Origin of the sequence: Clostridium kluyveri (genome assembly GCF_001902295.1) — a bacterium.
Lineage (GTDB): Bacteria > Bacillota > Clostridia > Clostridiales > Clostridiaceae > Clostridium_B > Clostridium_B kluyveri_B.
This window is the reverse complement of record NZ_CP018335.1, coordinates 3,005,228-3,031,437: the sequence shown is the minus strand read 5'-3', so window position 1 is coordinate 3,031,437 and position 26,210 is coordinate 3,005,228. Positions and strand designations below refer to the sequence as shown.

The following is a 26,210-nucleotide window of genomic DNA, read 5'->3' as shown; positions in this document are numbered from 1 at the left end:
TGTATAAGAAGGTGTCAGTATAATTATTTTTAACGGATTTATAAATTAGATTGAGGGGGAAGAAATACTATTGATAGCAATTATGTTAAAGAAATGGCATGTTCATTAGGAGCTGATGTATGTGGAATTGCAGATATAAAAAGATTTGTTAATGCTCCGAAAGGTTTTCATCCATTAGATGTTTATGCCGAAACAAAATCTGTTATAGTATTTGGTAAGCAATTTTCAGCAAGTTTATTTCAAGCAAATACTAATGTACCTTACGCACTTGTTAAAAATAAGTCTGTTAAACTGTTAGATGACATCGCTATTCAACTTACTGCTATTATTGAATCAGAAGGTTATAGGGCAATTCCTATTCCGGCAGATGAACCATATGAATATTGGGATTCACAAAATAGACATGGTAGAGGAATATTGTCATTGAAACATTTGGGTCAATTATGTGGTATTGGATGGATTGGTAAGAATACTTTATTAATAAATAAGAAATATGGCAATCGTCTCTACCTTGGAGCAGTAATAAGTAATGCAGAATTGAATGAAGATGATTTAGTAAGTAATTCGTGTCCTGAAAATTGTAGTATTTGTTTAAAATCCTGTCCTCAATCTGCATTAAATGGAGTTACAGTAAATCAAAAGAAGTGTAGAGAATTATGTGCTTATGTAACTGATGGTGGAGGATTTGTATATGGATGTAATATTTGCAGAAAGATATGCCCCTTTGCGAACATATAATTAAATTATTTAAACATTAATAAATGTAACAGCTAAAAAACGAATACTTGTTTAAGAATGCCCGTATTATTCGAAATGAATCTTATGGTGTTCTTATGTCACAAAACAAATTATTTTACTATTAAAAATAGTGTAGAAATACTGATAGTGTATTTATCTAGTTGAACTACCTAAATATAGGATTTTATTTAGGTAGTTTTTTGTATATACTCAATAGTTTTTCTATTCTTTCTATAATCTCAACTCTAACATTCTCAGGTTCTAAGCATTCACATTTATCACCAAAGCGAAGAATCATATTATAAAAATAATCGTCTTCAACAAAAGGAAAATAAACTATATATTTATCGTCTTTATAAAGCGTAATATTATCTTTACCACAGAATTCAATCATAATATCTAAAAGTGATTCATGAATAAGGAGTTTCAGAGTAATGGTTTTTCTATCAGTTCTGAAATAAATGTCTTGTGAATCGTAATCGAACTCTCTGGGAATAAAGGTTTCTTCAAGGACTTTAAGTGAAGACATGTTAGAGACTTCAAAGATTCTAAAATCTTCTCTCAAGGTACAGTAGCCTTGTATATACCAACTTGAATTTTTTAATACCAACCTATAAGGTTCTATTTTTCTTTCACTCTTTTGTCCTAGGCGATCGAAGTATTTAAAAGAAATAGACCTGTTTTCATTGATGGCAGTTTTGATTTTTTTTAGGTTTAACTGTATTCTTTCATTACCAAACCAAGGTGTATGATCAATTTTGATTCGATTTGTTTTTTTCTCAACTTGTTGAAGTTCATCTTTAGGAACTAATCCCTTAAGTTTTGCCATAGTATTAAGAAGTTCTTGATTAGACATAGTTGAATAAATACTTTTAAGACCAATTAATAACTCAGTGATGTCTGAAAGAGTAAAAAGCTTTTTCTCTATTTTATATTCTTCCATTATACCAATGCCACCATTTGCACCACGATAAGTAATTATGGGGATACCAGCTTGATTTATTGTATCTATATCTCTATAAATTGTTCTAAGATTTACTTCAAACATTTTTGCTAGTTCAGGTGCACTAATTTTTTTTCGTTCAAGTAATATCATGATAATTGATACTAATCTATCTATCTTCAAAATTATTCACCACCAAATTTATTTTACTTAATGATATAATCATGACATAATGATGTCAAGATTAGTGGGATATAATAAATTTGAAAAAGAGAAAGGAGAACATAAAAATGATAGAAATAAGCAAGGATTTATATCAATTTTCCATGCATATTCCACCTATGCATTTTACACTTCACCAATATTTACTTTTATCGGAGGAACCAGTACTAGTATCTACTGGTACTGTACAGCAGGCAAAACAAATATTGCCCCAAATTAAGAAGTTATTAAATGGAAAAGAGATAAAATATATTCTTTTCTCACATATAGAATCTGATGAATGTGGTGGATTACCAGTGTTTCTAAAGGAATATCCAAATGTAATTACAGTATGTTCTGAGCTTAGTGCTCGGGAATTAGCAGGATTTAGCTATACAGGAACAGTTCAAGCTAAAAAACAAGGAGACTCATTAATTGGTAATGGTTTTTCATTTAGATTTATTGATTATCCATCAGAGGTACATCTTCAAAATGGTCTTGTTTTTTATGAAGAAACTAGAAAAATATTTTTAAGTAGTGATCTAATGCTGAGATTTGGTGATGCTGTTGGTCAAACAATTGATAGTGGTTGGAAAGAAGAAGTAGGAGCAATAAATATTGAACGAATTCCAAATGAAAATCAGTTAGCAGCATTAAAAAACAGTTTACTAGAAATAGAGCCTAATTTTATAGCTGTAGGACATGGATTTTGTGTAAACTGTAATAAAGAATTTTAATATAGGAAGATGAAAAGGGCATGTTATGAAAGAATATGATTTTAAGTTTAATGAATTTCTTGTGGAAGGCGTAATTATGAAAAGAAAAGGGCAATTTACTATGATTTGTGAGATTAATGATAAAATTAACAATTGCCATTGTCCAACAACAGGGAGAATAGGTAATCTAGATGTAAGTGGTCTGCCCTGTTTACTTTCAAAAAGCAGTGATCCTAAACGAAAAACTACGTATACAGTTGAGGCAGTGTCTTTGGATCGTCCAGGAGGCTCTAGTAAGTCATGGATTGGTATTAATCAAAATGCAGTTAATCGTTATGTGGAGCATTATTTAGTAAATGGAGGCTTTAAAGATATGGTTGGAGCAGAAAATGAGGTTTTTAGAGAGCAATTTCTTGGTATATCTAAACTTGATTTTCTTGTGGGAAACACCTACCTTGAAGTAAAGACTCCTCTTCAACATTTGCAGGTTGAATATCCAAATTATATAAAAACAAAAAAAGTGACTCCATTTAGTTCCACTGATAGATTTGTAAAACATATGATAGAATTAGGAAAGAGCCTTCAAAGCCGCCAAAGAGCTATACTTTTAATATGCTTTATCTATGATAATCCTGGTTTTGAGGTAATTGAAAAAAGTACTAACTTTGAAGAAGTAAGAGCAGCAGTAGATAAAAGTATTACATTAGGTGTTGAGATGTGGCAGGCTAATTTTGAAATTCAGCCAGAAGGTGTTAGATTAGTACGATATTTTAAGAGATAAGTTTAAAATAAACAAAAAATGATTTTCTATTTTTTTGATAAGCATGACTATTCTGTTGAAATGAAGCAAAGTTAAGTTGGAATATTCTTTTTGGATGACTAAAAGCCCATATCAAACGGTATAGGCTTTTTTTATATTCAAAATTTCAGAGAGGAGGAAACTCATGATTTATAAACAAAGTTTATCTTACAGCAAAGACTTAATAAAAGGAACTAAAATAGAAATTCCAAAGAAAAAATTAGTATTACCTTTCATCAGGGGAACTGTAAATAAAAGTGAAACCACAAGAACTAATACTGATGCAGCAGGTACAAGACATTATGTTATAGACTTTCCAACCAGTGCTGCTAACGGAACTTTTAAGAGCATATATTGGACAGGTGGAAGTAGTACCCAGGACACTGCACAGAGTCCTAAAATTAATAGTCTATATCCTAAAGCTGCATTAGAGGCAGGAACAAGCAGTACATCTTTACCTAACTACAACCTGTGTACTGATGAAACAAACCTTTATGCCTTAATTAAAAATGCAACTAGCTTAGTGGCATACGATAAAACAACAGCTGTTAAGAAAGACAATATAACTCTGTCAGTTCAAGCTAAAGCAATAGCTTATGATGGTACAAACTTCTGGATTCTTATAAGTGACAGCTCTTTCAAAAAGCTTAATAAGGATTTTACAGTAATCTCATCTTACCCAAAAAGTGCGGCAGTACCTGATGACCTTGTTTATGACGTGGAGTATTTTGATATAGCAGTAAATGATGCCTATATATATAACTTACAATGGCTGCACAGATACTTCAGGCTCAAGTTCAAAATATAAAAGTTTTATAGCTAAATATAATAAGGATGGAACTTTTGCAAGTAAAACTGAAATATATACAAGGAGTACTGGTCTAATTACTTTAGCTAAAATACCCAACAATAAATTGTGGGTGATAATAGAATACGGCATCTGTCTGCAGTTAAATGAGGTTCATAATAAAGATGTTAATGATGATGACTATGCTGCAGATAAAGCTTTAGAGGATATTGAAGAACCTATTTCAAAAACAGGAGATATATGGCTTTTAGGAAAGCATAGATTAATTTGTGGTGACAGCACTAAGCTTTTAGATGTTGAAAAATCAATGGATAGAAAGAAAGCAAATCTTTGTGTAATAGATCCACCCTATAATGTTAACTATTCAGCTGGGAAAGAAAATGAAAGAGTTATTAAGAATGACACATGGAGGTTTTGAAATGAGAGCATTATTTGGAAGAAAGGTTTTAAATTTAAAGGAGCTTAAGGGACTTACAAAAGAAGCAACCTAAGCGGAAATAGCGCCTTTAGAAGGCAAGGAAATGAGTAAGAGTAAATAGGTAAATATTAGTAGATTTTAATTATAGATCCCCTTTTCATATGATACTGGAAGGCGGGGGTCAATTTAAGGAAATTACCATGAAGCTTACAGATGCACAGTTTTTAGAATTAAAAAGATTTAGGATAGAAGATGTGTGCAGGATATTCAGGGTACTCCTCCACCTGGTGCAGGACTTAACAAGGTCTACTAACAATAATATTGAGCATCAGAGCCTTGAATTTATTGTATACAGCAAGCATAAGGGAAAAGACATCAATGCGTGTATTAATTCTTACGACGGAGATGTGTACACAGCTTCAAGGATTTATACTGCTCTTAAAGAACATAAGGGAAAAGTAAAGGTAAAAATAGATGGTGTTGTAATATCGGCAGCTTCCGTAATTGCTATGTCAGGAGATGAGATTTTAATGTCACCTACTTCAATCTGCATGATTCACAACCCTTGGGAAATTTTTAAGGTGAAGCTAAAGATTTAAGACATGGTGTAGAGGTACTTGATGAAGTAAAGGAAACTATAATTAATGCCTACCAGCTAAAAACAGGAAATCTTATAAATAAGCAGGATGCAACAGCTGAGGAAATCACTGCTAAGCTTTCTGAAATTAAAGCACATAAAGCCAAAATTGAAGCACAAAAAGAAATTGCTGCATTGGAGGAAGAAAGACAAAAACAGGCACAGATACCTGTAAATGAGCATATATATGCAAAGCCTAAAGATCCTGATGAAAAGAAATGGAAGGGAGGTACAGGTGGCAAATAGAATAAGGATGATTCCAATAGGTGCAAACACAAATAGATTAAGAGCACTTGGTATTGATGAAACCAGCAGGGCTAATGGAAGCAGATGGGGAGGGGTCCAGGCTTATTGGGTAGCTGAAGCAGAAACTGTTACACAGTCTAAACCAAAGTTTAGAGAAATTGATATGGCACTGCAAAAATTATTGGCACTATGTTATGTTACCGATGACCTGCTACAGGATGATACAGCCCTTGAAGCAATAGTAAAACAGACCTATGCAGATGAAATGTCTTTTAAAATAGATGATGCCATATAAAGGAGCTAATGCTTTAAGTCCGTTTATAACATTAGCAGACAGGTAAAAAGCTGTTTATATAAGTGACGTATTAGGCTATAATATAATAAAAGTATTATTTGTTGGAGGAAATACTATGGAAAAGATAAATCAACAAAATAGTTTGTATGAACAATTTTTGAGATATTCATATAAAGATCTAAAAGAATTATTCAAAAAAGCAAAAACAAAAGAAGAGCAGGATTTTTATATTACTTTATCTGATTTAGCGCTTCAAAAGGAACAACAAAGAGTAATAGGTAAAGAGTAATGGCTACTTATACTATATTTGCAGGGGTAAATGGTGCTGGAAAGACATCAATATATAAGTCTATCTATTATGAAAGAAACAAAAGCGAAGAAAGAATAAATACAGATGAGATGGTGGCAAGAATAGGTTCCTGGAAAGATATATTAGATGTATGTAATGAAATAAATATATATGATAATACAAATAAATTTAAACATGTAGCTTATATATGTAATGGAATACTTAGATGGAAAAGAGATATAATTCCTAAATGGGGTAGTCATATTTTAAAATAACGCTAGCTTAGTATATATTGATATTAAGCTAGTTTTTTATTCTCAAAATATTAATGATGTAAAATTAAGGGGGTTATCAGAATATGGCGATAATTGAAAAATATAAAGTAATACAGGGGTTTGAACTAAAGACCACAAATGCTGCAATAACAAGTGACTATGTAACTCTTAAAAATGTCATTACGGCAACTGTTATTGTAAATTTAGCTCAAACAATAGGCCACGAAACACAAATTTCTTTGTACCAGTCACAGGATGTAGAAGGAACTGGTGCAAAGCCTTTAGTAAATAATGTTCCAATACTTGCAAATGAAGATGTTTCGGTAAGTGATAAACTTGTAAGACAGCAGGATGGAGTAAGCTTTACTGTATTTTAACACTGCCAGCAGCAGAACCTTTAACTTTAGAAGAAGCAAAATAGCATTTAGATACTGGAAAAAGTGTTCCTGAAACAGTTAAATGGGCAATGGTGCTTCACATGAGGCTTCTTTATTATGATTATAGATCGGATGAAAGGCAAAAAATCGAAGAGGCAAGAAACTCCTTATTAAGTATGAACAGGGTGGTACCAATATGAGAACAGAGGAACTAAGGCATAAAATAACATTACAAAAGCTTACAACTTCTACAAATGAAAATGGCTTTGAGGAGGAAGTATGGGAGGATTACTTAGCTGTTTGGGCATCAGTATCAAATCTTTATGGAAGAGAATATTTTGGGGCGGCAGCCGTGCAGGCAGAGAAAACTGTTAAATTTGCTATAAGGTATTTAGCCGGTATATCCAGTGATATGAGGATACTATTTGAAGGCATCAAGTACAATATAACTTCTATTGATAATATAAAATACAGAAATAGATATATGGAAATAAAAGCCTTGGAGGTGGAAAGTAGTGGCTGATATAGAACTTACGGGAGTTGATGAAATATTAAATAAGCTTCAGTGGATGAGTACAAACATTAGTAGACTTGAAAACAAGGCATTAAAAAATGCCGCGGAATCTGTACTTGAAGATGCAAAGGCAAATGCCCTAGTAAGAACCGGGAAACTTAAAAAGGTCTTAAGATAACCAATGTTAAAAAGAAAGAAGGGGTAAAGTATATTCGTGTAGGTGTGGATAGAGGAGATAATTCAGAGATTTTTTATGGTAAGTTTATTGGATTTGGAACTTCCAAAATGTCTGCAAGGCCATTTCTGCAGCCGGCCTATGAGAAAAATAAGGATAATATACAAAAACTATAGCCAACACCTTGAAGGAGGGACTAAAGTGATAAATAGTTTAATTATTCAAGCTTTAGAACCTCTTAAAGTTCCTGATAAAAGGTTTTCTAGAGCCAGCTCTAAATTTTTATAAGACTATATTTCAAAATACCTAGGATATTATAAAAAATATTGTACTTGGTGCTGTACTTATAGTACTTGATATAGTTACAGGAAACTTCACAAAGTTAAGATCTGATATAGAAAGCATATGGAACAATATAAAAACAGTCCTGACAAATATATGGGAAGCTATAAAAAACACAGCTTCAGGAAAAGTAGAAGATGTAGTAAGTGCACTGGCAGCTAAAATAAGGAGCTACTTTCACTTTTCAGTACCGTATGAAGGACCACTTACTGATTATGAAAGCTGGATGCCAGATTTTATGTCAGGGCTTGCAGAAGGTATAAATAAAAGTAAATCTGCTGTAATAGAAGCTGTAAAGGGACTGTCACTGGATATGAAAGTAAATACTATAGTGGCAGATATGACAGTAGCAGCTAGCAATAATTTAAAAGATAAAACACAGTCAAATAATAATCTTACTTTACACATTGAAAATTTTATTAACAACACAGACAAAGATATAGAAGCTGGCCTATGAACTGGAGTTCTACAGGCGGAAAATTTCTATGGGAAAGGGAGGAATTTAGAGTGCTCAGTTTTGATTTTGGCGGTAAAAACAGTTATGATGATTTTGGAATTTTAATAGCTAAAAGGCCAGACCTTCCTTCTCCTAAACGAAGAGTAAGTACCATAAATATCCCGTGAAGGGATTCTAATTTAAGATTCGATGAAAAAACCTATGAGGATATAACACTAGGCGTTGAATGTTCTGTAAAAGATACACAAAACCTCGGAAGTAAGCTCGATGATATTAAAGCCTGGCTTTTTGGAACAGGTGAAAGTGATCTGATATTCAGTTTTCAAGCTGATAAAAAATACATTGCCCAGGTGGTAAATGCCATTGATTTTAAGCAGGTTTACAGGTGTTTCAGTCAGTTTCCCATAATATTTAACTGCAGGCCATTTAAATATGCAGTGGAAAATAATATAGTAACTCTAAATACCTCAGGTGGAGCTGTAACTAATCTGGGGAGCTTAGAAAGCGAACCTGTAATAAGTATACGGCTCTGGTGATATAGTTTTAAAAATAAATGAAGACCAGATAAATCTTCAAGATATAACTGAAAAGGTCATAGTAAACTCAGTTATACAGGACTGTTATGATGATGAGGAAAATAATTTAAATGGCAAGATGACAGGTGAATTTTTAAAACTAAAATCTGGACAGAATATTATAGAGTGGAGTGGCAGTGTTACTAAAGTAGAACTTTTACCAAACTGGCGGTGGCTGTAAATAAGAAATTTACTTTTATTTGAACTATTGCTGCTAATGAATTAGAATAAAGGTATAATAGGAAGCTGGGAAGGTGAACTGATGAGACCTACAAATTATGAAGACCTGATAATGAAAAGGGCAATGGATCTTTTTGCAGAAGAAGGATTGAAATTCTTTGGAATAAATAAAAAAGTTAAGGAACTTGGTCCAACAGAATTAGTAATTTTAGAAACTAAAAACCTGTTCATGGATTACACTTTTCTCATGGAAGACGATACTTTTATACATTTTGAATTTCAGACAACTAATAAAGGAAAAGCAGATTTAAGAAGGTTTAGAGCCTATGAAGCACTGCTTGGAAATCAAACAGGAAAAGATGTGGTTACATATGTTGTTTATTCAGGTAATATAAAAAATCCAGGGAACGTTTTAGAGACAGGAATAAATGCATACAAAGTAAATTCAATATCTATGGCCCGTAAAGATGGAGATAAGATATATAATGATATCATGGCTAAAATAAAATCGGGAGTGGATATTACAAAACAAGATATAATATCTTTAACATTTACACCTATAATGGGTGGAGATATAAGTACAGTAGACAAGATAATTAATGCCATAGATGTAGTAAAAGACGTAAATAAGGACTATAAATATGACGTGGAATCAATACTATATGCTTTTGCAAATAAATTTTTAAGTGGAAAAGATTTAGAGAGAGTAAAGGAGGAATTGAGGATGACTGAACTTGGTAAAAGCTTAATAAATGAAGGCAAAGATGAAGGAAAAAAAGAGAAAACTATAGAGATAGTTAAAAAAGCAATAAAAAAAGGCATGGATAACGAAACAATAAAAGAATTGACAGATTTAGATATTGATGAAATTGAGTTGATAAGAAAAGTACTAAAATAGGATAATTATATATAGAAAAAAATCTTTCACATTAAAGTAGCTTATTATGTCTATAGTAGGCTAGTTTTTTTATTGCTCCGGATTAAAATTATTGGAAGTGATAGGATGAGCTGCCTCTATGATAAAAAAACTACCAAAGGAAACTTTGATAACAACGGTCTTGGAATTTTAAGTTAAAGTCTGGGCTAAACATATATTTTATGACTTAACTTATTACTTTATAGAAAGTATGGATGCTCAAAACTGTAGTGTAAAGACAGCTATGGAAAAATTTTTAATAGGAGATTTGCTTACCATATATACAGTAGACAGTGATATTATAATAGCTAATTCAATCAGCCTTGAAGAGAAAAATCCAGTAGAAGCCATATTTTCTATAATTAATATATGGGAATGCGGCCAACTTAAGAGGGATAACTTTGATATTAAAATATTAAATAGTATGGGTAAAGATGCAGGAGTATTAATTGCCCAGGGTAAAAATATATCGAGACTGAAGTTTAATATAGATACCACAAGTGTTGTAACAAAGCTTTATCCTGTAAAAAGTATGGCTAGAGCTTATATTTAACTTATCATTATAAGGATAAATATTTAATGGATGAAGATATTTTAATAATAGATAATAATGGGCTTTATTTTAAAACAGTTTATGAAGGAGCAGCAGTTGAAGAAACCATAGATTCAGGAAAGCTGTACAGCTTTGTTAATGCAGTGATAACCTTAGATAATACAGGTAGTGGAATTATAGTTTTTATAGTAAGTACAGATAGTGGAGTTTCGTGGAAGGCATGGAATGGGAGTTCATGGGTACTGGTAAACATAACAAATATGGAGGACGTGAAAATAAAAGGTATGATTGTCTCAGTACTTCAAGGAATTAGTGAAGCACAATGGACGTCTCTTGGTCTCTCAGATAAAAAGATAAGATTTGCATGGTATATGGAAATTACATCTAGTACGGATATTTTGAAATTGAAGGAGATAAGGGTTAATTATAATACTATGTAGAAGAGAAGTTGGTTAAAAAATTTTCAGATGATTTAAATTCCCTCAAATTTCATGATATACTATAATTAGTTATGACTGAATTGTAAATTACTGTGTACCAATAGGATATTAATGATTTATGTGAGGGGGAGACTTATCAGTGAATAAATTTAAGAAACAATTGTTTATAAGTATTACTTATGTTTTTAGTATACTTTTATTGCTTAATACTGTAGTTTTTTCTGCTGCACCAGAATACGAAAATCTTGAACGTGAGCACATTGAAAACTGGAAATCATTGCCTTTAAGGGAAGATGTGGATGAAAATAAGGTTTGGAAAATTAATTTTAAATCACTAGTATACAAATCCAAAATTAATGATTCATCTATATTTATTTTAGATGACTGTTATAATAAAGTAGAAACAGAAGTTGCTTTGTCAGATGATTACAAGCAAGTTGAAATCTCGCCAATTAATAATTATAAACCTAGCCATTCATATGTGCTTTATGTTCTGGATAAAGCGGATAGCTCTAACATAAAAAAAGGAATTTGTATGCCTTTTACTATTAACTCAAATGCTACAAAAATTGATGAAAGCTTCAATAACCAAAGTATAACTTTAAAAAAAGGTGAAACACTTCAACTAACTCTTCCTGATGACGGGTATGATGGAGGTTATAGCTGGCAATCAGTATCAACAGGTAGTTCTATAATAAAAAATACTGAACATATTAACATAATTTATTCGCTATATCCTCAGGCGTGTCCTGGAGCAGGGTTAAGAGATAGATGGTTATTTCAAGCTATTAATACTGGAAAAACATCAATTCAATTCAAATATAGTCGAGAGTGGGATTCTAATTCAACTATAAATACTTTTAAATTAAGTGTTAACGTGAAATGAATATAACTTGAAAGCATATCGATTAAGAGTTAACATACCACAAACATAAGATTTGGAGGTATGGATATGCTGGAAGAATTTCAAGAGTTTATTGATTTCTTTATTGATAAAAGGCTTAACGGTATTTCACTTGATTTAGGTAAAAAGGATGGAAAATGCAAGAAATTGGAAATTGCATTATTGGAGGTACAGGATAAGTTTATAAATAAGGCTGATGAAGAATTACAGGGGCTATTTGTAGAATATGGGGATATTACAAATGCCGAGATGGTCATTATATACAGAGAAATTTATATATGTGCTTTTAAGGATGCTTTAAAGGCTATTGGAATCTTTAAGACTATGAAAAAATAAGTAGGTATCGCTAAATATATTTGGTAATATGATTATTTTGAAAAGAGATGCAGGTGTAAGATTATAGTGCGATTCGGAGAAATAACATCCTTTAATTTTGTGGCGAATAGTGAAAAAAATGCCAGCAAATCAATAAATCTAAATATATAAATGTCCTTTGATAATTCAAAATGACTTAAATGGTTTTTTAATACTAAAAGTAAGAATGAGGACGTATTGACATGTACATACAAAAACATTAAGATAAAGGAAATATATGAATATTAATGTAAAAATTAGATATATATTGCTAATGTTAAAATACAATAAAGTGATTAGTACATGGGGGAAAGTAAATGGATTTTAAATTAGATATTGGTGAATTGACTAATACAATAAATGAATATGAAAACATTATAAAGACATTAGAAGAACAAAAAGAAAATATAAATAGAACTATCGCAGAGCTTACTGAAGCTGGATGGTCAGGTGAAGCAAAAGATAAATTCATGGAAAAGCATATTAAAAATCAGGAGTTTTATACAAATTTAATAGAAGATATAAAGTACGTGAAAAATGCTTTAGAAAATGAAGAAAAGCCAAGGGCAGTTAGATTAAAAAAGCAAAGTGAGGATTTTGTAAACTGCATAAAAAGAAGTGGGGGCGGGGCAGCCCTTACAAATGATGATACAGGAGTTATTTCACTCCAATATGGAGGACAATTTCAAATAAATAATAATGTTAGTGAATGTATAGATAATTATAAAAAGATGAATTCTAAATTTGAAGAAATATTAAGTTTAGCAAATAGTTTAAGTTTTACATCATTTCCGATTACAGATGATGTTTTAAATTTACAGAATTCACTTAAAAATCAAACAATAAGTTTGACAGAATTCAATGATTCATTTAATTTATATTGTAATGGTGTAAGAGATATGGAAGAAAATATATGTTTCGTATTTTCAAAAATATCAGGAATAACTGGAGGGATATCTGAATTAAGGGGTGTTTCTGCTATTTCAGAAAATGGACAAGTAGATAAGAATAAGGTAATACAATTAATGCTAAAAAATCCAAATGACTTGACTAATGGAGAAAAAGAGATATTATCATATGTAGAAAAAATATTAGGTGAAGATGAATATTACAAGTTAATGGAAGAAATGGCAACATTCCCAGATATATTATATAATAAAGAAAGGGATTCAGGTAAGTATTCAATAAAATCTCAAAATGTTTTAGTAGGTTTATCACTAAAATGGTTTGAAGCTAAAACAATTGAAGAAAAAAGAATAATTGAAGAAGAGATATCTAATTATAGAGATAAAAATCCAAATGACAATTTGTTAGAACGTTTTACTGAACAGGGTTTTAATAATGTTTTACAAGGAGTTATAGGACAAATTTTATTGGATTCTGATGGAATTAGTGAAGATAGGTTAAACACAAATATCAATAAACTATATGAATTAGAAGGTCAATATATATACAATGTATTAGGTCGGGAGAGTAGTTCGCTAATAGCAGGAATAACCAAAAGATTAGAATATGTGGGAAGAACACCTGGAAAAAGTTCACGTACAGGGAAAGAAGTTATTGAAAGAATGTTGAAAGATGGAGATATAGATGTAATTGATGGGAAAACCATGTTTAAAGCAAGTGATGGAGAATGGTATGAACTAAAATATGGAGATATGGCACATAAAACAGACGCAGTTAAGTGGTGGAATGAAACAGGAAGAAAATTTGGGAAAAAAGCACCAGAAGTAAGAGAATGGATGTTAAAATCAGAAAATTATTATCTTGAACATTATAGTATAAATAGGTCAGATGGGGCGAAAATTCAGGAAACATACCTACCACCGATAATAGATGATGAATTACCTGTAGAGGTAGAAGTACCAACAACAAAAACAAAAGTACCACCAATAGAAACAAAAGTACCACCAATAAAATAACAATAATTTAAATGAATGGAGTAAATATAATGGAAAAATTAATACTTGATAATGAATTAAGTAAAGTTATACATGATTTAATGCATGAGAGTAACAAAGAATATAATGAAGGAAAATATGATAAAGTAATAGAAATTTTAAAAAAGGCATGGTTGAAACTTCCTAATCCAAAAGAAAACTATAGTGAAAGTTATCATTTGGCACAATCCATTTGTGAAGCTTATATATTAATTAATAACTTTGAAGAAGCAAAGAAGTGGTCAAATGAATTTTCTAGATGTGCTACTTTTAGAATTGATAGTGGAGAAAGATATTTTTTAGCAGCGAAGGTGTTATTTGGATTAGAAAGGTTTGATATGGCACAAAAATATTTCGCTGTGGCTAACAAAATGTCAGACGGAAGATGTTTTGAGGATGAAGATGATAAATATATTAATTTCTTCAAAAAAAGTATTATAAAAGATTAATTCAAAAATAGCCAGTAGCAAGCAAGCTCAGCTAAGGCTTTGCAACGTCCTTTAGCTACGCTTACTAAAAAATAAAAGTTTAATGTAATATATACTTCGATGGAATTACATCATCTTATAGATATAAGAACGACTTTAAAAAAATTATATGAAATGATTATAGACACTGGATATTTATGTATTGTTGAATTAGTTGAAGATGATGGAAGTTTTCACAAGTTAGAAAAAGATTTTAAAGGTCATTAATGGCTTTAAGCAAAATGAGTTAGAAAAATTGTTACAAGAACTTGGATTTAAAAGTGTGGTAACAAATGTTTTTTATAATGATGTCAAGGTTATTGATGGTTCAGAAATTAATTATTCTTTGTTTTTTATGATAGGAAAAAAGTAGTACCACTAATACACATTCTTCCTATATTAATGTGTTCATTTATTTTACTATACATAGAAGAAATTAGTAAGAGCCAGTCATTATAGTGATATTATAAAATTATAATTGATACGAAGTAGTGACTTAAAACGAACTAAATATAAATATCAAAAGAGGGAAGACTTTGAAAAGAAATTTTTCAATAGTTAGATTTATATTTGGAATATTAATAATTATATTATCTATAAGCATATTTATTGGTAAGATTGATGGCAGAATAGTAATGCCGTATATGCTTACTTGTTTAGGTATTTTTCAAATTTTTAATGGTTTGCACTTTTATAACCAAGGTAAAAAATAAGATGGGATACTGTTAATTTTATGCAGTATATTTGTTTTTGGTGTTGTAATCAAAATCTCATTTTTCTTATAAAGTTTATAATTCAATTTAGTAATTGATAAACAATATTTTTATTATATGACTAAAGCCCATACCTGATGGTAGAGGGTTTTTTTTACGTGTTTAAATTAACATCACGAAAAATTTTTAACACTTTAAGTATATAAGTTTATATTCAAAAATATAGAAAAATTAATAGAGAGGAGGAGCATCATGGCTTTTAAAAATAGCATTGCCTACAGCAAAGATTTAATAAAGGGAACTAATATGGAGGTTCCAAAGAAAAAGTTAATATTACCTTTTACAGGTACAGCTACTATTAGACTCTATGATGCACTTACAGGAAAACAAACCTATGAAGCTAAAAGTGAAAACAGGATATCTGCTGTATTTGGCAATATGGCTTATCTGGATGGATTTTATTATCCTATCTTAGATAATATTATAATGGACCCAAGGTATGCGTCAAATAGGTTCTTTCCAACTTTAGTTGATTTTCATTAGTTCAAGACGTAATAGCTTTGCTTTTAAAAGCTGAAAGCTATTACGTCCATGGAAAGTTACAGTAAATTACACAAAGTTTTTAGGCTATGATAAAGGGAAAGACGGAAACTTAGTTATAAACCAGAAACAAGCTAAGATTGTGAGAAGGATTTATAGAGATTATTTGGATGGAAAAGGTACGAACAGGATAGGGTTTTATACAGGGTATTTGTAGAAGCTTTTAATGCCATGGTTCAAAATAAGGATTATTTTATGGAAAAGTGGAAAGAAAGGTTACAGAGTGACAATGTATTAGTGAGGTATAAGGCAAGGCAGTTTATAAAGATGTTAGAGAAAGCTAAGCTGATAGAAGAGTTTGATATAGATTTATTTTTTAGGATAGTGGAGAAGATGACAGTGTTTGATGGGGAGAAGGTTATTGTAAGTTTGATGGATGGCACTGAGGTTGAGTGTGAGATTGAATAAGACATTGAAATGCCGGTTGGGGTGGTTAGTAATCGCCTTGACCGGCTTTTTATTTTTACTGTAATTGCCTTGACTTTTTCCAGTTTTATAGGATGCGATAAATATTGCTTTCCGGGGGTACCCAAAATAGTGGAAGACCATATAAAATATGGGTTAACATCCTTGCGGTGATTATCATAAATTAAATTATTATTATAAAAAGTAAACATAGGGAAGGGAGAAGTTAAATTGAATAATTCGTTACTAGATTTATTAAGGGGCGGAGGATATATACTATATGTTAGACATGGGGAAGCAACTGTTGGAGAAGATCAACCGTATCTAAATTTTCTATATTGTTTTACTCAAAGAAATCTTTCTGAAATGGGAAGAAGACAAGCAATTTACTATGGCCAAATTCTTCGTAATTTACGAATTCCTATCAATTATCCTGTCCTAACAAGTCCATTTTGCAGAACTATAGAAACGGCACAATTGGCTTTTGGAAGGTCAAATGTTCAAATCGACCCATTTTGGTTTGAAGTTTATAAGTTAAGTGGAAGTATATCTGCTGCAGAGCAACGAAGAATATTAGGCTCTTTTCAGTCAAGGTTGGAAGTCATACCTCCTCAGGGGAGCAACAAGGTTATAATTGCTCATAGTTTTCCAGAAGGGATTGGTTTAGGCCAAATCCCGAACATGGGAACAGTTATTGTTAGACCACGGGGACAAGGAAACGGTTATGAAATCATCAGTAAATTGTCCTTATCAGATTTAGTGAACTTGGGAAGATACAGATAAGAGAAAAAATAAAGCTCATATGGAAAGCCTTGAAATCAAGCATATGAACTCTGTATTTATACTTAAAACATTATTTACTAGTCACCAATTGTTAATTGGCTTTGCTCATTGAAAAACGTTTTATAGCCTAACTGTACAAATAAAATTACTGTCAATGCTACACTGCCAAGTATTCCAAGAATAATCGTAATTCTATCGCTGTAACAGGTGAGGTGCCGGATAGTATTTGACCTGTCATCATACCTAGTAAAAAAACAATTCCCATACCAATACCAACCATGGAATTGATGGTAGACAGGATTGCCGGATCAAAAGCATTATCCACAATTTGCTTTGCTGCCATTTTTGGTGTTGCATCAAGCATTAAAGATCCTTTAACTAAATTTTTCTGTGTCCGCATTCCATCAACTAAACGTCTTACTCCCAAGGAGATACCGGTCATAGAGTTGCCGATCAGCATGCCGGCAATTAAAATGAAATAGCGGAGGGCTATACCGGGGAGATATGTGTACAACGACAGGTAAGAAATAGAACAGGCAAGATACTATATCGACAATTATTGAAAAAGCAATGATTTGTTTAAGCTTTGATGAAAGCTTTTATAAAGATATTAGAGAAAGCGGAGTCGATAGAAAATTTTGTTATGAATTTGTTTTTTTAGGATAGTGGAGAAGATGGCTGTATTTGATGGGGAGAAGATTATTGTAACTTTGATTGATGGGATAGAGATAGAAGTTGTAATTGAATAGAAAATATTTATGCCGGTTGGGTGGATTGGTTTCGCCTTGACCGGCTTTTTTTAATCCTCCAGTAACCTAGTGCTTAGGATAAAGATACATTTAGTTACAGGATTGAAATTGTACAAAACCCTCATGCTTGACATCTAAGCTTACTCCAACTTCTTTAAAATAAATCTAACTAAAGATTCCATGTTATTAAACAATCTCACTATAAGTAATATATGAGTTTTTTTAGTTTAAATTCAGTTTAAAAAACTATTATATCATTATTCACGAAGTCAATTGTAGTGACGGAGATTTTTAAATTTTTTAATGTACTTTCTGTGGCTTGATTCAACTTATAAGATTAAAATTCAAGGAGGACAACTACTATGGAAAAGGAGATTCAAGTTAAAAAGTTGGTAAATAAGGTTGTGAAGCGCTTATGTGAAGAATAGCATTCACTTCTGCTTTCAGTTGTGCTGATTCTGGCAGCATATTTTATTATAGGAGCACCCTTGTCCAATTACTTGGTTACCCATCATATCTTGCCTGGGTGATTGCTATGTGTGTTGCTCTTGTGCCCGCAGAACTCGGACTGCTGCTTTTTTTGGGCTGGAAGAAAAACGGTAAACTTTCGTTGCGAGGTGTAGTTCACTACATGGAGAAACCCCTTAAGAAAGGAACCCTTATTAGATTAATATTTGTATTAATTATCGGATTGTTTATAGCCGCAATTCTTCTTAATCCAGTTGATTCTTTTATATATAAACGTATATTTTCATGGATACCATTCTAGAGTGCAGGGGGTAGTGGATATCTTACAGGCTACTCACGTTCAACTGTGATTGCTACCATTGGTGTGTGCCTGATATTAACTGGCGGCATAACTAAAGTCGATACCATTATGAAAATAAATCAGGTATCAGGTGAGATGATATCATATACCAACTAGAACACATCATCCATGTGGAGGCGGTCGCACTACTATAATTATCCACTTTGATTCAGTTTAAAAAGAGGTTATATATTATTAGAATGTGGTATGATATAAAGACGAAATAATAAGCATGAGGTTATTTTATAGCTTATACCGATATCAGGCTGTGAAGAAAGGAGTCAGCGCATAAAATGAGTAAAATATTGGTTGTGGATGATGATCCTAATATTCGTGAATTAGTTGGATTATTTTTACGGGATGAAGGTTTTGATGTATATGAAGCATCTGATGGATTAGAAGCTTTAGCCAAACTTGAGACTATTAAAGCGGATATGGTTATTCTTGACGTGATGATGACCTAATATGGATGGCTGGGAGTTATGTTCTGAACTTAGAAAGTATTATGATATTCCTTTGCTTATGCTTACAGTTAATGGAGAAACAAGTCAAAAGGTCAAGGGGTTCCAATTGGGGGCAGATGATTACTTGGTAAAACCCTTTGATCCTTTAGAGTTGATTGTCAGGGTAAAAGCTCTTCTTAAACGCTATCAAATTGCTGCGTCAAATACAATACAAGTTGGAGAATTGTTTATGAACCGAAAAAACTATGAAGTAATAGTTAACGGCGAAAGTAAAGATCTACCTCTTAAGGAGTTTGAGCTTCTATTTAAACTTGCAAGTTTTCCAGGAAAGACTTTCTCCAGGGATCAGCTTATTGAAGATATATGGGGCTATAACTTCGAAGGAAACGAAAGAACCTTGGATGTGCATATTAACAGGCTCCGAGAACGGCTTTCAGAGAGGGATCATTCTTTTAAAATAAAAACTGTCCGTGGGTTGGGCTATCGCTTGGAGGGTTATTGATGAAAAGGAAAGAAAGGATTCAAAATGCTCTTGGGATAATTTCTGCACTTTTTCTCTTTATAGGATGCTCTGCAGCAGCTTTTTACCTAACCTCTTATATTTATGCCAGAATGGGATACTCTCCACCAGATTTATTAGTCCAGATTATCAATTCCTTACTTGGGTTATTTATAGTGCTAATAATAATCAAAGTTGCATTACTCTTTGATGAACATAAATCAGGTATTTTTGATTCAATTATTAAGGCTCAAAAGAAAATTGCAGAAGGAGATTATAATATAAATTTATATAAGAATATTGAAGAATTAGGTCCATACAGCGAACTAGTGGAAAGTGTAAATAATATGGCTTCAGAATTAAGCAAGATGGAGAAAATGAGGCAGGAATTCATTTCAAATGTATCTCATGAAATCCAGTCTCCTCTAACATCCATCCGTGGTTTTGCACAGGCGCTTCGAAATGACAAGCTAAGTTTTGATAAAAGGCTGCACTATCTAAATATTATTGAAGCTGAAAGTACGCGGTTATCCAAGCTTAGTGACAATTTATTAAGACTTGCCTCACTGGAATCGGACACTATTAAGTTTGAACCAAGAAGTATCGTGTAGATAAACAGATAAGACATATTATTTTGTCTTGTGAGCCACAGTGGCTTAATAAGAACATTAATATGGATGTATCTTTGGAAGAAGTTGAAATTAAAGCAGATGAAGATATGATGAGTCAGGTCTTTATAAACTTGATTAATAACAGTATTAAATTTACATCTGAAGGTGGAAGTGTAAGAATTAATCTGCATAATCAAGGTAACATTTTGGAATTTAAGATATCTGATACTGGAATAGGTATTGCTGAGGAAGATCAGAGCCGTATTTTTGAGCGCTTTTTTAAAGGTGATAAATCACGAAGCCCTTTAATAAAAGGCAGTGGTTTGGGGCTCTCAATAGTTAAAAAGATTGTTGATATGCATCAAGGGACTATTCATGTGCAAAGTAAATTAGACACAGGTACTACATTTATTGTAACTTTACCGAGGAACTTATAAAATATAAATAAGGATTCCAATAGACAAAACAACCTCATTATGAACAATATGTGAGGTTGTTTTTTATATAAATTTCATGAATAAATAGCTAATAATAATTCTCCTAAATGAGCATATTACTAGAGAAAATATGGTTTTGAAGATGAGAATTATGATTAAAAAACTAGATAGTTTAAATTCAGTTTAAAAAACTATTGTATTCTTATCTATGAAGAATCGAGGTGCTATACCTTGTATTAAAGGTTAAAATAAGGAGAAAAGGAGAAAATAATATGAGCCATAAAAAGGAAGAAAATACCACAAAGTTAAACTATTATCACTGGCAGAATCGACTGAACGAGCTACGAGAAAACTGTCAAATACCAGGAGCGTCCCTGGCGGTACTTACTGATGGAAAAATTCACGAGCTGGCTAGTGGAGTGCTGCATAGGGGGACTGGTGTGGATGTCACAACTGATTCGCTATTCCAGGTCGGTTCAATTACTAAGGTTTACACAGCTACACTGGTGATGCAGCTAGTAGATTCGGGTGAACTGGATTTGGATACACCATTGAAGAAGATATTCCCAGAATTTACGGTTCCCGAGGCCGATGCGATAACGATTCGTCAGTTACTCAGCCATACTAGTGGTCTAACCAGCGATTTTACGTTTGACACTGGTCGCGGGGATGATTGTCTAGAACACTACATCGAAGCTGCTAAGGAGTTAAAGCTGGACAGCAAACCTGGGACGATTGTTTCGTACAGTAGCGTTGGATACAACGTGTTAGGCCGTATTATCGAGGTGCTGATAGGTCAGACTTGGGACGATGCGTTGAGGGACAGACTCATTACTCCGCTAGGACTCACCAGTACAGTGACCCTCCCCGAGGAAGTGCTGCGATTTCGTGCGGCGATGGGACACTTGGGGCCAGATCCAGTACCATTCTGGAACCTATTGCCTCGTTCAGCCGGTCCGAGTGGTGGTGCTTTATGTGCTACAGCTGCTGACCTGATCCGATTTGCAAAGGTGTATCTTGATGATGGAGAAGCACCAGATAATACCCGTATATTAACCAATGAAACTGTTACTGCTATGCTGCATCTTGAAGCAAAAACTCCTGACAAGTGGACATCCGGTAACGAGGGATGGGGACTTGGTTGGATGTTATATGATTGGGATGACGTTAAAGTGTTTGGACACGACGGTGCTACCATTGGTCAGAATGGATACTTGCGTGTAGTTCCAGAAACCGGAACAGCAATTGCCTTGTTGACTAATGGCGGAGCCTCAGACTTGCTACACTCAGTACTTTTTCGGGAACTGTTTGAGGAACTTGCTGGTGTGAGAATGCCAGACAAAGCCTTTGGACCATCTTCACAACCACCTATGGTTGATATCGCACCATTCATAGGAACCTACGAGCGTAAAGGAGTCGTCATTACCATAACAGAGCATAACGGAATATTACATTTGGTATATGAAATAAATGACGGCAGGAAAGATCCATCACCATCACTTGAAATAAAACTTATACCTGTGTCTGAGACCGTATTTGCCGGGGCTGCTGGTCAGGATTGGATTCCTGTGGTTTTCCACAAGTTGATGGATGGTTCAATATTTTGCTACATCGGCATGCGTGCCGCACCAAAGATATCATAATGACAGCACCTAAGGATTTTATTGGGCAAGAATGCAAGCTTGGTTCTAGCGTTTAAAATATTAACTACATAATAAAGTAATTGCCCTTTCCTAGACTTGTGTCCAAGATATTGACATAAGTCAATATTGCACAAAAACATAAGTCAGACCGTATGGGCATTGTATTAGTGGGCTGCTGGAGGAATGTTCATTGACAGCAAATAATTATATCAATAAAGTTTACATTGACATTACGACTAGGTGGTCATATAATAATATTATTATATGACCACCTAGTCGTATTTGCAGATGAGATAAATTTTTTTCTATATCACATGGCCACCAGGTCACAAAAGGAGGATAAATTATGCCAACAAGTACTTTTCATAATTTAAATGATGATAAGAAACAAAGAATATTTGATGCTGCAGTGAAGGAGTTTTCTATCAGGCGTTTCACCGACGCATCAATCAACCAGATTATTAAGAACGCAGGTATACCTAAGGGTAGTTTTTACCAATACTTTAATGATAAAGAGGATATATATCTTTATATGATGGAAAAAATTGAAAATGAAAAGCACGAAATTATGTCTCATATAAAAGTTTTAAACACGGATGCGGACATTTTTGAAATTGGTATGGAAGAAATGAAAGCAGCATTAGAATGGGCAAAGTTTAGACCTGATTATAGCCGGATAGGCATACTGATGTGGAGTGACAACAGCAAATTCATTGCCAGGTTTCGTGCCACTACCATTGAATCGGTGAAAAAAAATATAGAGAGTGATAAAGAGCGTGGCTTAATCAAGCCGGAAGCTGATTCCGATCTGGTTGCGGATATACTTATCACCCTCATTTTAAATGAGAGCTTCTTTGCAGGGCTTGACGAGGATAAGTATTTAAAGAAGCTCAACGATACCATAAAAATATTAAAGGAAGGGATTGCAGTGACAAAAAAATGAATAATACCTGATTGTTTGCCCATTAAATAATAGAGAGGAGAATGTGTATGAATTCATATGTGCTCAAGTTTCAGGAGATTGATAAAAATAAGCTTTCGATTGTAGGAGGAAAAGGAGCCAATCTGGGGGAACTGTCCAGGATCCAGGGGATACGGGTTCCAGATGGTTTTTGTGTTACCACTGAAGCCTATAAAAGAATTATTGACAATAATAAGGAACTTAGCGATTTACTGGATCAATTATCGTATCTTATGGCTGATGAAAGGGAAAGAATCAGTGAAATCAGCAAAAAAATCCGCAGGGTCATCGAAGGGATAGTCATTGCAAGGGACATTGAAGAAGAAATTACAACGCAGCTTTCAAAACTTGGGGAAAAAAATGCATATGCAGTACGTTCCAGCGCTACAGCGGAAGATCTGCCGACAGCATCCTTTGCAGGACAGCAGGATACCTATTTGAACATTATCGGGAAAGATGCCATCCTAAAAGCTATCAGCAAGTGTTGGGCATCGCTTTTTACTGACCGTGCCGTAACTTATCGTATTCAAAATGGCTTTGATCACCGCAAGATATATCTGTCTGTGGTAATCCAGGAAATGGTTTTCCCTGAGGCTTCAGGGATCATGTTTACAGCTGATCCGGTAACATCAAACAGGAAGGTGCTGTCCATCGATGCAAGCTTTGGGCTTGGTGAGGCACTGGTCTCCGGCCTGGTGAATTCTGATATCTATAAGGTGCGAGAAGGTAGGATTATCAATAAAAAGATTTCCACCAAGAAGCTTGCAATTTACGCTTTAAAAGAAGGAGGCACTGAGGAAAAGGAAATCGAGATGCAAAAGCAGAATATGCAGACGTTGACAGATGAGCAGATTTTGCAGCTTGAGCGCATGGGAAGAAAGACTGAAACGTATTTTGGTCGCCCTCAGGACATTGAATGGTGCCTTTATGAAGATAAAGCCTATATCGTTCAGAGCCGCCCCATCACTACTCTATACCCCGAACCGGAAGTGAAAGATGGGAAAAACCATGTGTACCTGTCGTTCGGCCATCAACAGATGATGACGGAAGCCATGAAACCATTGGGCATAACCTTCTACCAACCTATCTTCAAGATGGTTAGCGGCTCGGATTTGGTCGATGCCGGCGGAAGGCTTTATATGGATGTATCGAGCTCAATTTCCTCGCGGCTGGGGAAAGTAGTCCTCAGCAGATATCGCAGTTCCGATGTTCTGGGATCGAACGCCCTTTTCAAATTGATGGAAAGGAAGGACTTTATCAAGACGTTGTCTCGAGAGAAGTCAGCGCTGACCTCGAATACCATGCTATTGGGGATTTTGTCCTGGGTGATTCAAGCCATAAAGTTCTACCGGAAGAACGATGCGATGGTCGTCGAGAAAATGATTGCCCGCAATAGGGCATTGATTCGGGCAGTGGAGCAAAGATCCGCCAATGTATATGGGAACGACTTGTTTGATCTCATTCTACAAAGTAGCATGGAATTGAAAAAAGCCACTTCTGACGGCATGGCATTGATGGTTGTCGGAGGCTACACGTCTCAGTGGCTTAACAAGAACATGCAGAAATGGTTAGGCGAAAAGAACGTTGCCGATACTCTCTCTCAATCTGTGTCCAATAATGTCACATCCGAGATGGGCCTTGAGCTTTTGGACGTTGCGGATGTCATCCGGCAATACCCGGAGATAATTGAATATCTTGGGCACGCCAGTGATGAAACATTTTTTGAGTGTTTGGCTAAATTGGAAGGCGGAAAAGCTGTAAGTGCTTCTATTCGAGCATACCTGAAAAAATACGGCATGCGTTGTTCCGGTGAGATCGATATTACTATGCCCCGTTGGAACGAACATCCAACCGCGCTTATCCCTATGATTCTCAGCAACATCAGAAACTTTGAGTCGGGTGCCCATAACCTTAAATTTGAGCAGGGGTGGCAGGAAGCGGAGCAAAAAGCACAGGATCTCCTAAGTCGCCTGGCAGAGTTGCCCGGTGGTAAAAGAAAAGCCCAAAAAACAAAGAAGGCGATCAGCGTTTTACGCAATTTTATTGGCTATCGGGAGTACCCGAAATATTTCATGGTTTGCTATTTCTGGATCATTAAGCAAGCCCTACTGAAGGAGGGCGCCAGGCTCGTACAAAAGGACGTTATCCAGGAGAAGGAGGATATCTATTATCTGTCTTTTGAAGAACTCAGGGAGGTTGTTAAAATAAACCGTCTTGATTACAGCATTATAACTAAGCGAAAAATGGAATACGAGGTCTATGAGAAGATGACGCCACCACGGGTGATGACCTCTGAGGGTGAGGTTATATCAGGTGAATATGATAACGGCAATATTCCTGAAGGCGCTTTGGCGGGGGTGCCTGTTTCATCCGGCATCATTGAGGGTCGGGCTCGGGTCGTGTTAAGGATAGAGGACGCCCATATAGAGGAAGGCGATATTTTGGTTGCCACATTCACCGACCCCAGTTGGACACCCCTGTTTGTATCCGTCAAAGGCCTGGTGACGGAGGTAGGCGGAGTAGCGACGCATGGCGCCATTGTTGCGAGGGAATATGGTCTTCCGGCAGTGGTAGGCGTGGAAAATGCCACTAAGCTGATCAAAGATGGGCAGAGGATTAGGGTAAATGGAACGGAAGGGTATTTGGAAATACTGTAACAGGTAATAATATTTATTTCAGTTGTGTTCTTGACCTCGCTCTTAAGAGTTCATAACCTTGAATAAAATACTTATTTGTAGTTTCTCTATAACACTAATAATTGTTATGCTAGTGTAAAAAAATTGAAATATAAGCGCTAAGAGCAAACCTGTTGAAATACAGGAACGTAAATCCATAGGGCAAAAGTGCTTGCTGTACTATGAGGATATACGACCCCCTTACTTTAGGGGGTATATCTTTATGCAAAATCAATATATCTGCGAATTAGTATCACTTTTCTATCAAAACACATGTTGAGTGTGTGGTAAGGATAGAGCGGA

General features: G+C 34.1%; 34 protein-coding genes and 1 pseudogene. 33 read left to right on the top strand and 2 right to left on the bottom strand.

Annotated elements, in window-relative coordinates:
- The first annotated feature begins 93 nt into the window (after positions 1-93).
- On the top strand, positions 94-738 hold the full coding sequence (locus tag BS101_RS14565) for an epoxyqueuosine reductase (protein WP_242951291.1): 645 nt from the start codon (positions 94-96) through the stop codon (positions 736-738).
- 184 nt (positions 739-922) lie between these two features.
- On the opposite strand, the gene BS101_RS14560 is transcribed toward BS101_RS14565, so the two are convergent.
- The gene (locus BS101_RS14560; protein WP_073539477.1) at positions 923-1,864 is read right to left on the bottom strand and encodes a helix-turn-helix transcriptional regulator; all 942 of its coding nucleotides are present in this window, start codon (positions 1,862-1,864) and stop codon (positions 923-925) included.
- Between the two features lie 107 nt (positions 1,865-1,971).
- On the opposite strand from BS101_RS14560, the gene BS101_RS14555 reads away from it, so the two are divergent.
- The 26 genes from BS101_RS14555 (at position 1,972) to BS101_RS14445 (ending at position 17,060) form a co-directional block, all read left to right on the top strand.
- Positions 1,972-2,619, top strand: coding sequence for an MBL fold metallo-hydrolase (locus BS101_RS14555; protein ID WP_073539476.1), 648 nt, complete (start codon positions 1,972-1,974; stop codon positions 2,617-2,619).
- A gap of 25 nt (positions 2,620-2,644) precedes the next feature.
- Positions 2,645-3,379 (top strand): DNA/RNA nuclease SfsA, encoded by a 735-nt coding sequence (locus BS101_RS14550; protein WP_073539475.1) that lies wholly within the window; start codon positions 2,645-2,647, stop codon positions 3,377-3,379.
- Positions 3,380-3,542: 163 nt separating this feature from the next.
- Positions 3,543-4,205 carry a hypothetical protein gene (locus BS101_RS14545; protein WP_073539474.1) on the top strand — a complete coding sequence of 221 codons (663 nt, stop codon included), beginning with the start codon at positions 3,543-3,545 and terminating at the stop codon, positions 4,203-4,205.
- Entirely contained in the window at positions 4,141-4,623 is a 483-nt protein-coding gene (locus tag BS101_RS23950) for a hypothetical protein (RefSeq protein WP_242951290.1), read from the top strand. The genes BS101_RS14545 and BS101_RS23950 overlap by 65 nt, the downstream gene beginning before the upstream one ends.
- A 161-nt stretch (positions 4,624-4,784) precedes the next feature.
- A complete protein-coding gene (locus tag BS101_RS14535) occupies positions 4,785-5,222 on the top strand; it encodes a Clp protease ClpP (protein ID WP_073539472.1) in 438 nt (145 codons plus the stop codon).
- Positions 5,223-5,495: 273 nt separating this feature from the next.
- A complete protein-coding gene (locus BS101_RS23945; protein WP_073539471.1) occupies positions 5,496-5,801 on the top strand; it encodes a phage major capsid protein in 306 nt (101 codons plus the stop codon).
- 115 nt (positions 5,802-5,916) lie between these two features.
- Positions 5,917-6,090, top strand: coding sequence for a hypothetical protein (locus BS101_RS22870; RefSeq protein ID WP_156876059.1), 174 nt, complete (start codon positions 5,917-5,919; stop codon positions 6,088-6,090).
- The gene (locus tag BS101_RS14525; RefSeq protein WP_073539470.1) at positions 6,090-6,365 is read left to right on the top strand and encodes a hypothetical protein; all 276 of its coding nucleotides are present in this window, start codon (positions 6,090-6,092) and stop codon (positions 6,363-6,365) included. Before BS101_RS22870 ends, BS101_RS14525 begins: the two co-directional genes overlap by 1 nt.
- 83 nt (positions 6,366-6,448) lie before the next feature.
- A complete protein-coding gene (locus BS101_RS14520) occupies positions 6,449-6,742 on the top strand; it encodes a hypothetical protein (protein ID WP_242951289.1) in 294 nt (97 codons plus the stop codon).
- Between the two features lie 196 nt (positions 6,743-6,938).
- Complete coding sequence (locus BS101_RS14515) at positions 6,939-7,265, top strand: phage head closure protein (RefSeq protein ID WP_073539469.1); 327 nt, start codon at positions 6,939-6,941, stop codon at positions 7,263-7,265.
- Positions 7,258-7,434, top strand: coding sequence for an HK97 gp10 family phage protein (locus BS101_RS23940; RefSeq protein WP_242951288.1), 177 nt, complete (start codon positions 7,258-7,260; stop codon positions 7,432-7,434). Before BS101_RS14515 ends, BS101_RS23940 begins: the two co-directional genes overlap by 8 nt.
- A 44-nt stretch (positions 7,435-7,478) precedes the next feature.
- On the top strand, positions 7,479-7,607 hold the full coding sequence (locus BS101_RS23935) for an HK97-gp10 family putative phage morphogenesis protein (protein WP_242951287.1): 129 nt from the start codon (positions 7,479-7,481) through the stop codon (positions 7,605-7,607).
- A 392-nt stretch (positions 7,608-7,999) separates the two neighbouring features.
- Entirely contained in the window at positions 8,000-8,230 is a 231-nt protein-coding gene (locus tag BS101_RS23930) for a hypothetical protein (protein ID WP_242951286.1), read from the top strand.
- Positions 8,231-8,439: 209 nt separating this feature from the next.
- Positions 8,440-8,766, top strand: coding sequence for a distal tail protein Dit (locus BS101_RS23925; RefSeq protein ID WP_242951487.1), 327 nt, complete (start codon positions 8,440-8,442; stop codon positions 8,764-8,766).
- A gap of 301 nt (positions 8,767-9,067) precedes the next feature.
- A complete protein-coding gene (locus BS101_RS14495) occupies positions 9,068-9,883 on the top strand; it encodes a hypothetical protein (RefSeq protein WP_073539467.1) in 816 nt (271 codons plus the stop codon).
- Between the two features lie 229 nt (positions 9,884-10,112).
- Positions 10,113-10,454 (top strand): phage tail spike protein, encoded by a 342-nt coding sequence (locus BS101_RS14490; protein ID WP_073539466.1) that lies wholly within the window; start codon positions 10,113-10,115, stop codon positions 10,452-10,454.
- Between the two features lie 26 nt (positions 10,455-10,480).
- A complete protein-coding gene (locus BS101_RS14485; RefSeq protein ID WP_073539465.1) occupies positions 10,481-10,894 on the top strand; it encodes a hypothetical protein in 414 nt (137 codons plus the stop codon).
- 139 nt (positions 10,895-11,033) lie between these two features.
- Positions 11,034-11,780, top strand: coding sequence for a protease inhibitor I42 family protein (locus tag BS101_RS14480; RefSeq protein ID WP_073539464.1), 747 nt, complete (start codon positions 11,034-11,036; stop codon positions 11,778-11,780).
- Positions 11,781-11,846: 66 nt separating this feature from the next.
- Positions 11,847-12,134 (top strand): hypothetical protein, encoded by a 288-nt coding sequence (locus BS101_RS14475; protein WP_073539463.1) that lies wholly within the window; start codon positions 11,847-11,849, stop codon positions 12,132-12,134.
- 335 nt (positions 12,135-12,469) lie between these two features.
- Positions 12,470-14,074 carry a GH-E family nuclease gene (locus tag BS101_RS22860; protein WP_073539462.1) on the top strand — a complete coding sequence of 535 codons (1,605 nt, stop codon included), beginning with the start codon at positions 12,470-12,472 and terminating at the stop codon, positions 14,072-14,074.
- Between the two features lie 29 nt (positions 14,075-14,103).
- Positions 14,104-14,541 (top strand): hypothetical protein, encoded by a 438-nt coding sequence (locus tag BS101_RS14465; protein ID WP_073539461.1) that lies wholly within the window; start codon positions 14,104-14,106, stop codon positions 14,539-14,541.
- A 99-nt stretch (positions 14,542-14,640) separates the two neighbouring features.
- The gene (locus tag BS101_RS22855) at positions 14,641-14,787 is read left to right on the top strand and encodes a hypothetical protein (protein ID WP_156876058.1); all 147 of its coding nucleotides are present in this window, start codon (positions 14,641-14,643) and stop codon (positions 14,785-14,787) included.
- A 308-nt stretch (positions 14,788-15,095) separates the two neighbouring features.
- Entirely contained in the window at positions 15,096-15,272 is a 177-nt protein-coding gene (locus BS101_RS22850; protein WP_156876057.1) for a hypothetical protein, read from the top strand.
- 252 nt (positions 15,273-15,524) lie between these two features.
- Positions 15,525-15,815: a hypothetical protein gene (locus BS101_RS14460; RefSeq protein WP_073539460.1), complete on the top strand. Its 291-nt coding sequence runs from the start codon at positions 15,525-15,527 to the stop codon at positions 15,813-15,815.
- A gap of 228 nt (positions 15,816-16,043) precedes the next feature.
- Positions 16,044-16,280, top strand: a complete 237-nt coding sequence (locus BS101_RS14450) for a hypothetical protein (protein WP_242951285.1) — start codon at positions 16,044-16,046, stop codon at positions 16,278-16,280.
- 228 nt (positions 16,281-16,508) lie between these two features.
- Positions 16,509-17,060 (top strand): histidine phosphatase family protein, encoded by a 552-nt coding sequence (locus tag BS101_RS14445; RefSeq protein ID WP_073539459.1) that lies wholly within the window; start codon positions 16,509-16,511, stop codon positions 17,058-17,060.
- A gap of 157 nt (positions 17,061-17,217) precedes the next feature.
- Here the strand turns inward: BS101_RS14445 and BS101_RS24400 are convergent, their stop codons facing one another.
- On the bottom strand, positions 17,218-17,520 hold the full coding sequence (locus BS101_RS24400) for an ABC transporter permease (protein ID WP_347472777.1): 303 nt from the start codon (positions 17,518-17,520) through the stop codon (positions 17,218-17,220).
- 1,390 nt (positions 17,521-18,910) lie between these two features.
- Here BS101_RS24400 and BS101_RS14430 point away from each other — a divergent pair.
- From BS101_RS14430 to ppsA, 6 genes and pseudogenes are all read left to right on the top strand, one after another.
- Positions 18,911-19,583: pseudogene (locus BS101_RS14430) on the top strand (response regulator transcription factor).
- Entirely contained in the window at positions 19,583-20,191 is a 609-nt protein-coding gene (locus BS101_RS23405; protein WP_198039487.1) for a histidine kinase dimerization/phospho-acceptor domain-containing protein, read from the top strand. Before BS101_RS14430 ends, BS101_RS23405 begins: the two are co-directional and overlap by 1 nt.
- Before the next feature lie 23 nt (positions 20,192-20,214).
- Positions 20,215-20,628: a sensor histidine kinase gene (locus tag BS101_RS23400; protein ID WP_198039486.1), complete on the top strand. Its 414-nt coding sequence runs from the start codon at positions 20,215-20,217 to the stop codon at positions 20,626-20,628.
- Positions 20,629-20,900: 272 nt separating this feature from the next.
- On the top strand, positions 20,901-22,271 hold the full coding sequence (locus BS101_RS14420) for a serine hydrolase domain-containing protein (protein ID WP_073539456.1): 1,371 nt from the start codon (positions 20,901-20,903) through the stop codon (positions 22,269-22,271).
- A 346-nt stretch (positions 22,272-22,617) separates the two neighbouring features.
- Positions 22,618-23,214, top strand: a complete 597-nt coding sequence (locus BS101_RS14415; RefSeq protein ID WP_073539455.1) for a TetR/AcrR family transcriptional regulator — start codon at positions 22,618-22,620, stop codon at positions 23,212-23,214.
- Between the two features lie 47 nt (positions 23,215-23,261).
- Positions 23,262-25,889, top strand: a complete 2,628-nt coding sequence (gene ppsA / locus BS101_RS14410; RefSeq protein WP_073539454.1) for a phosphoenolpyruvate synthase — start codon at positions 23,262-23,264, stop codon at positions 25,887-25,889.
- The last annotated feature ends 321 nt before the right edge of the window (positions 25,890-26,210 follow it).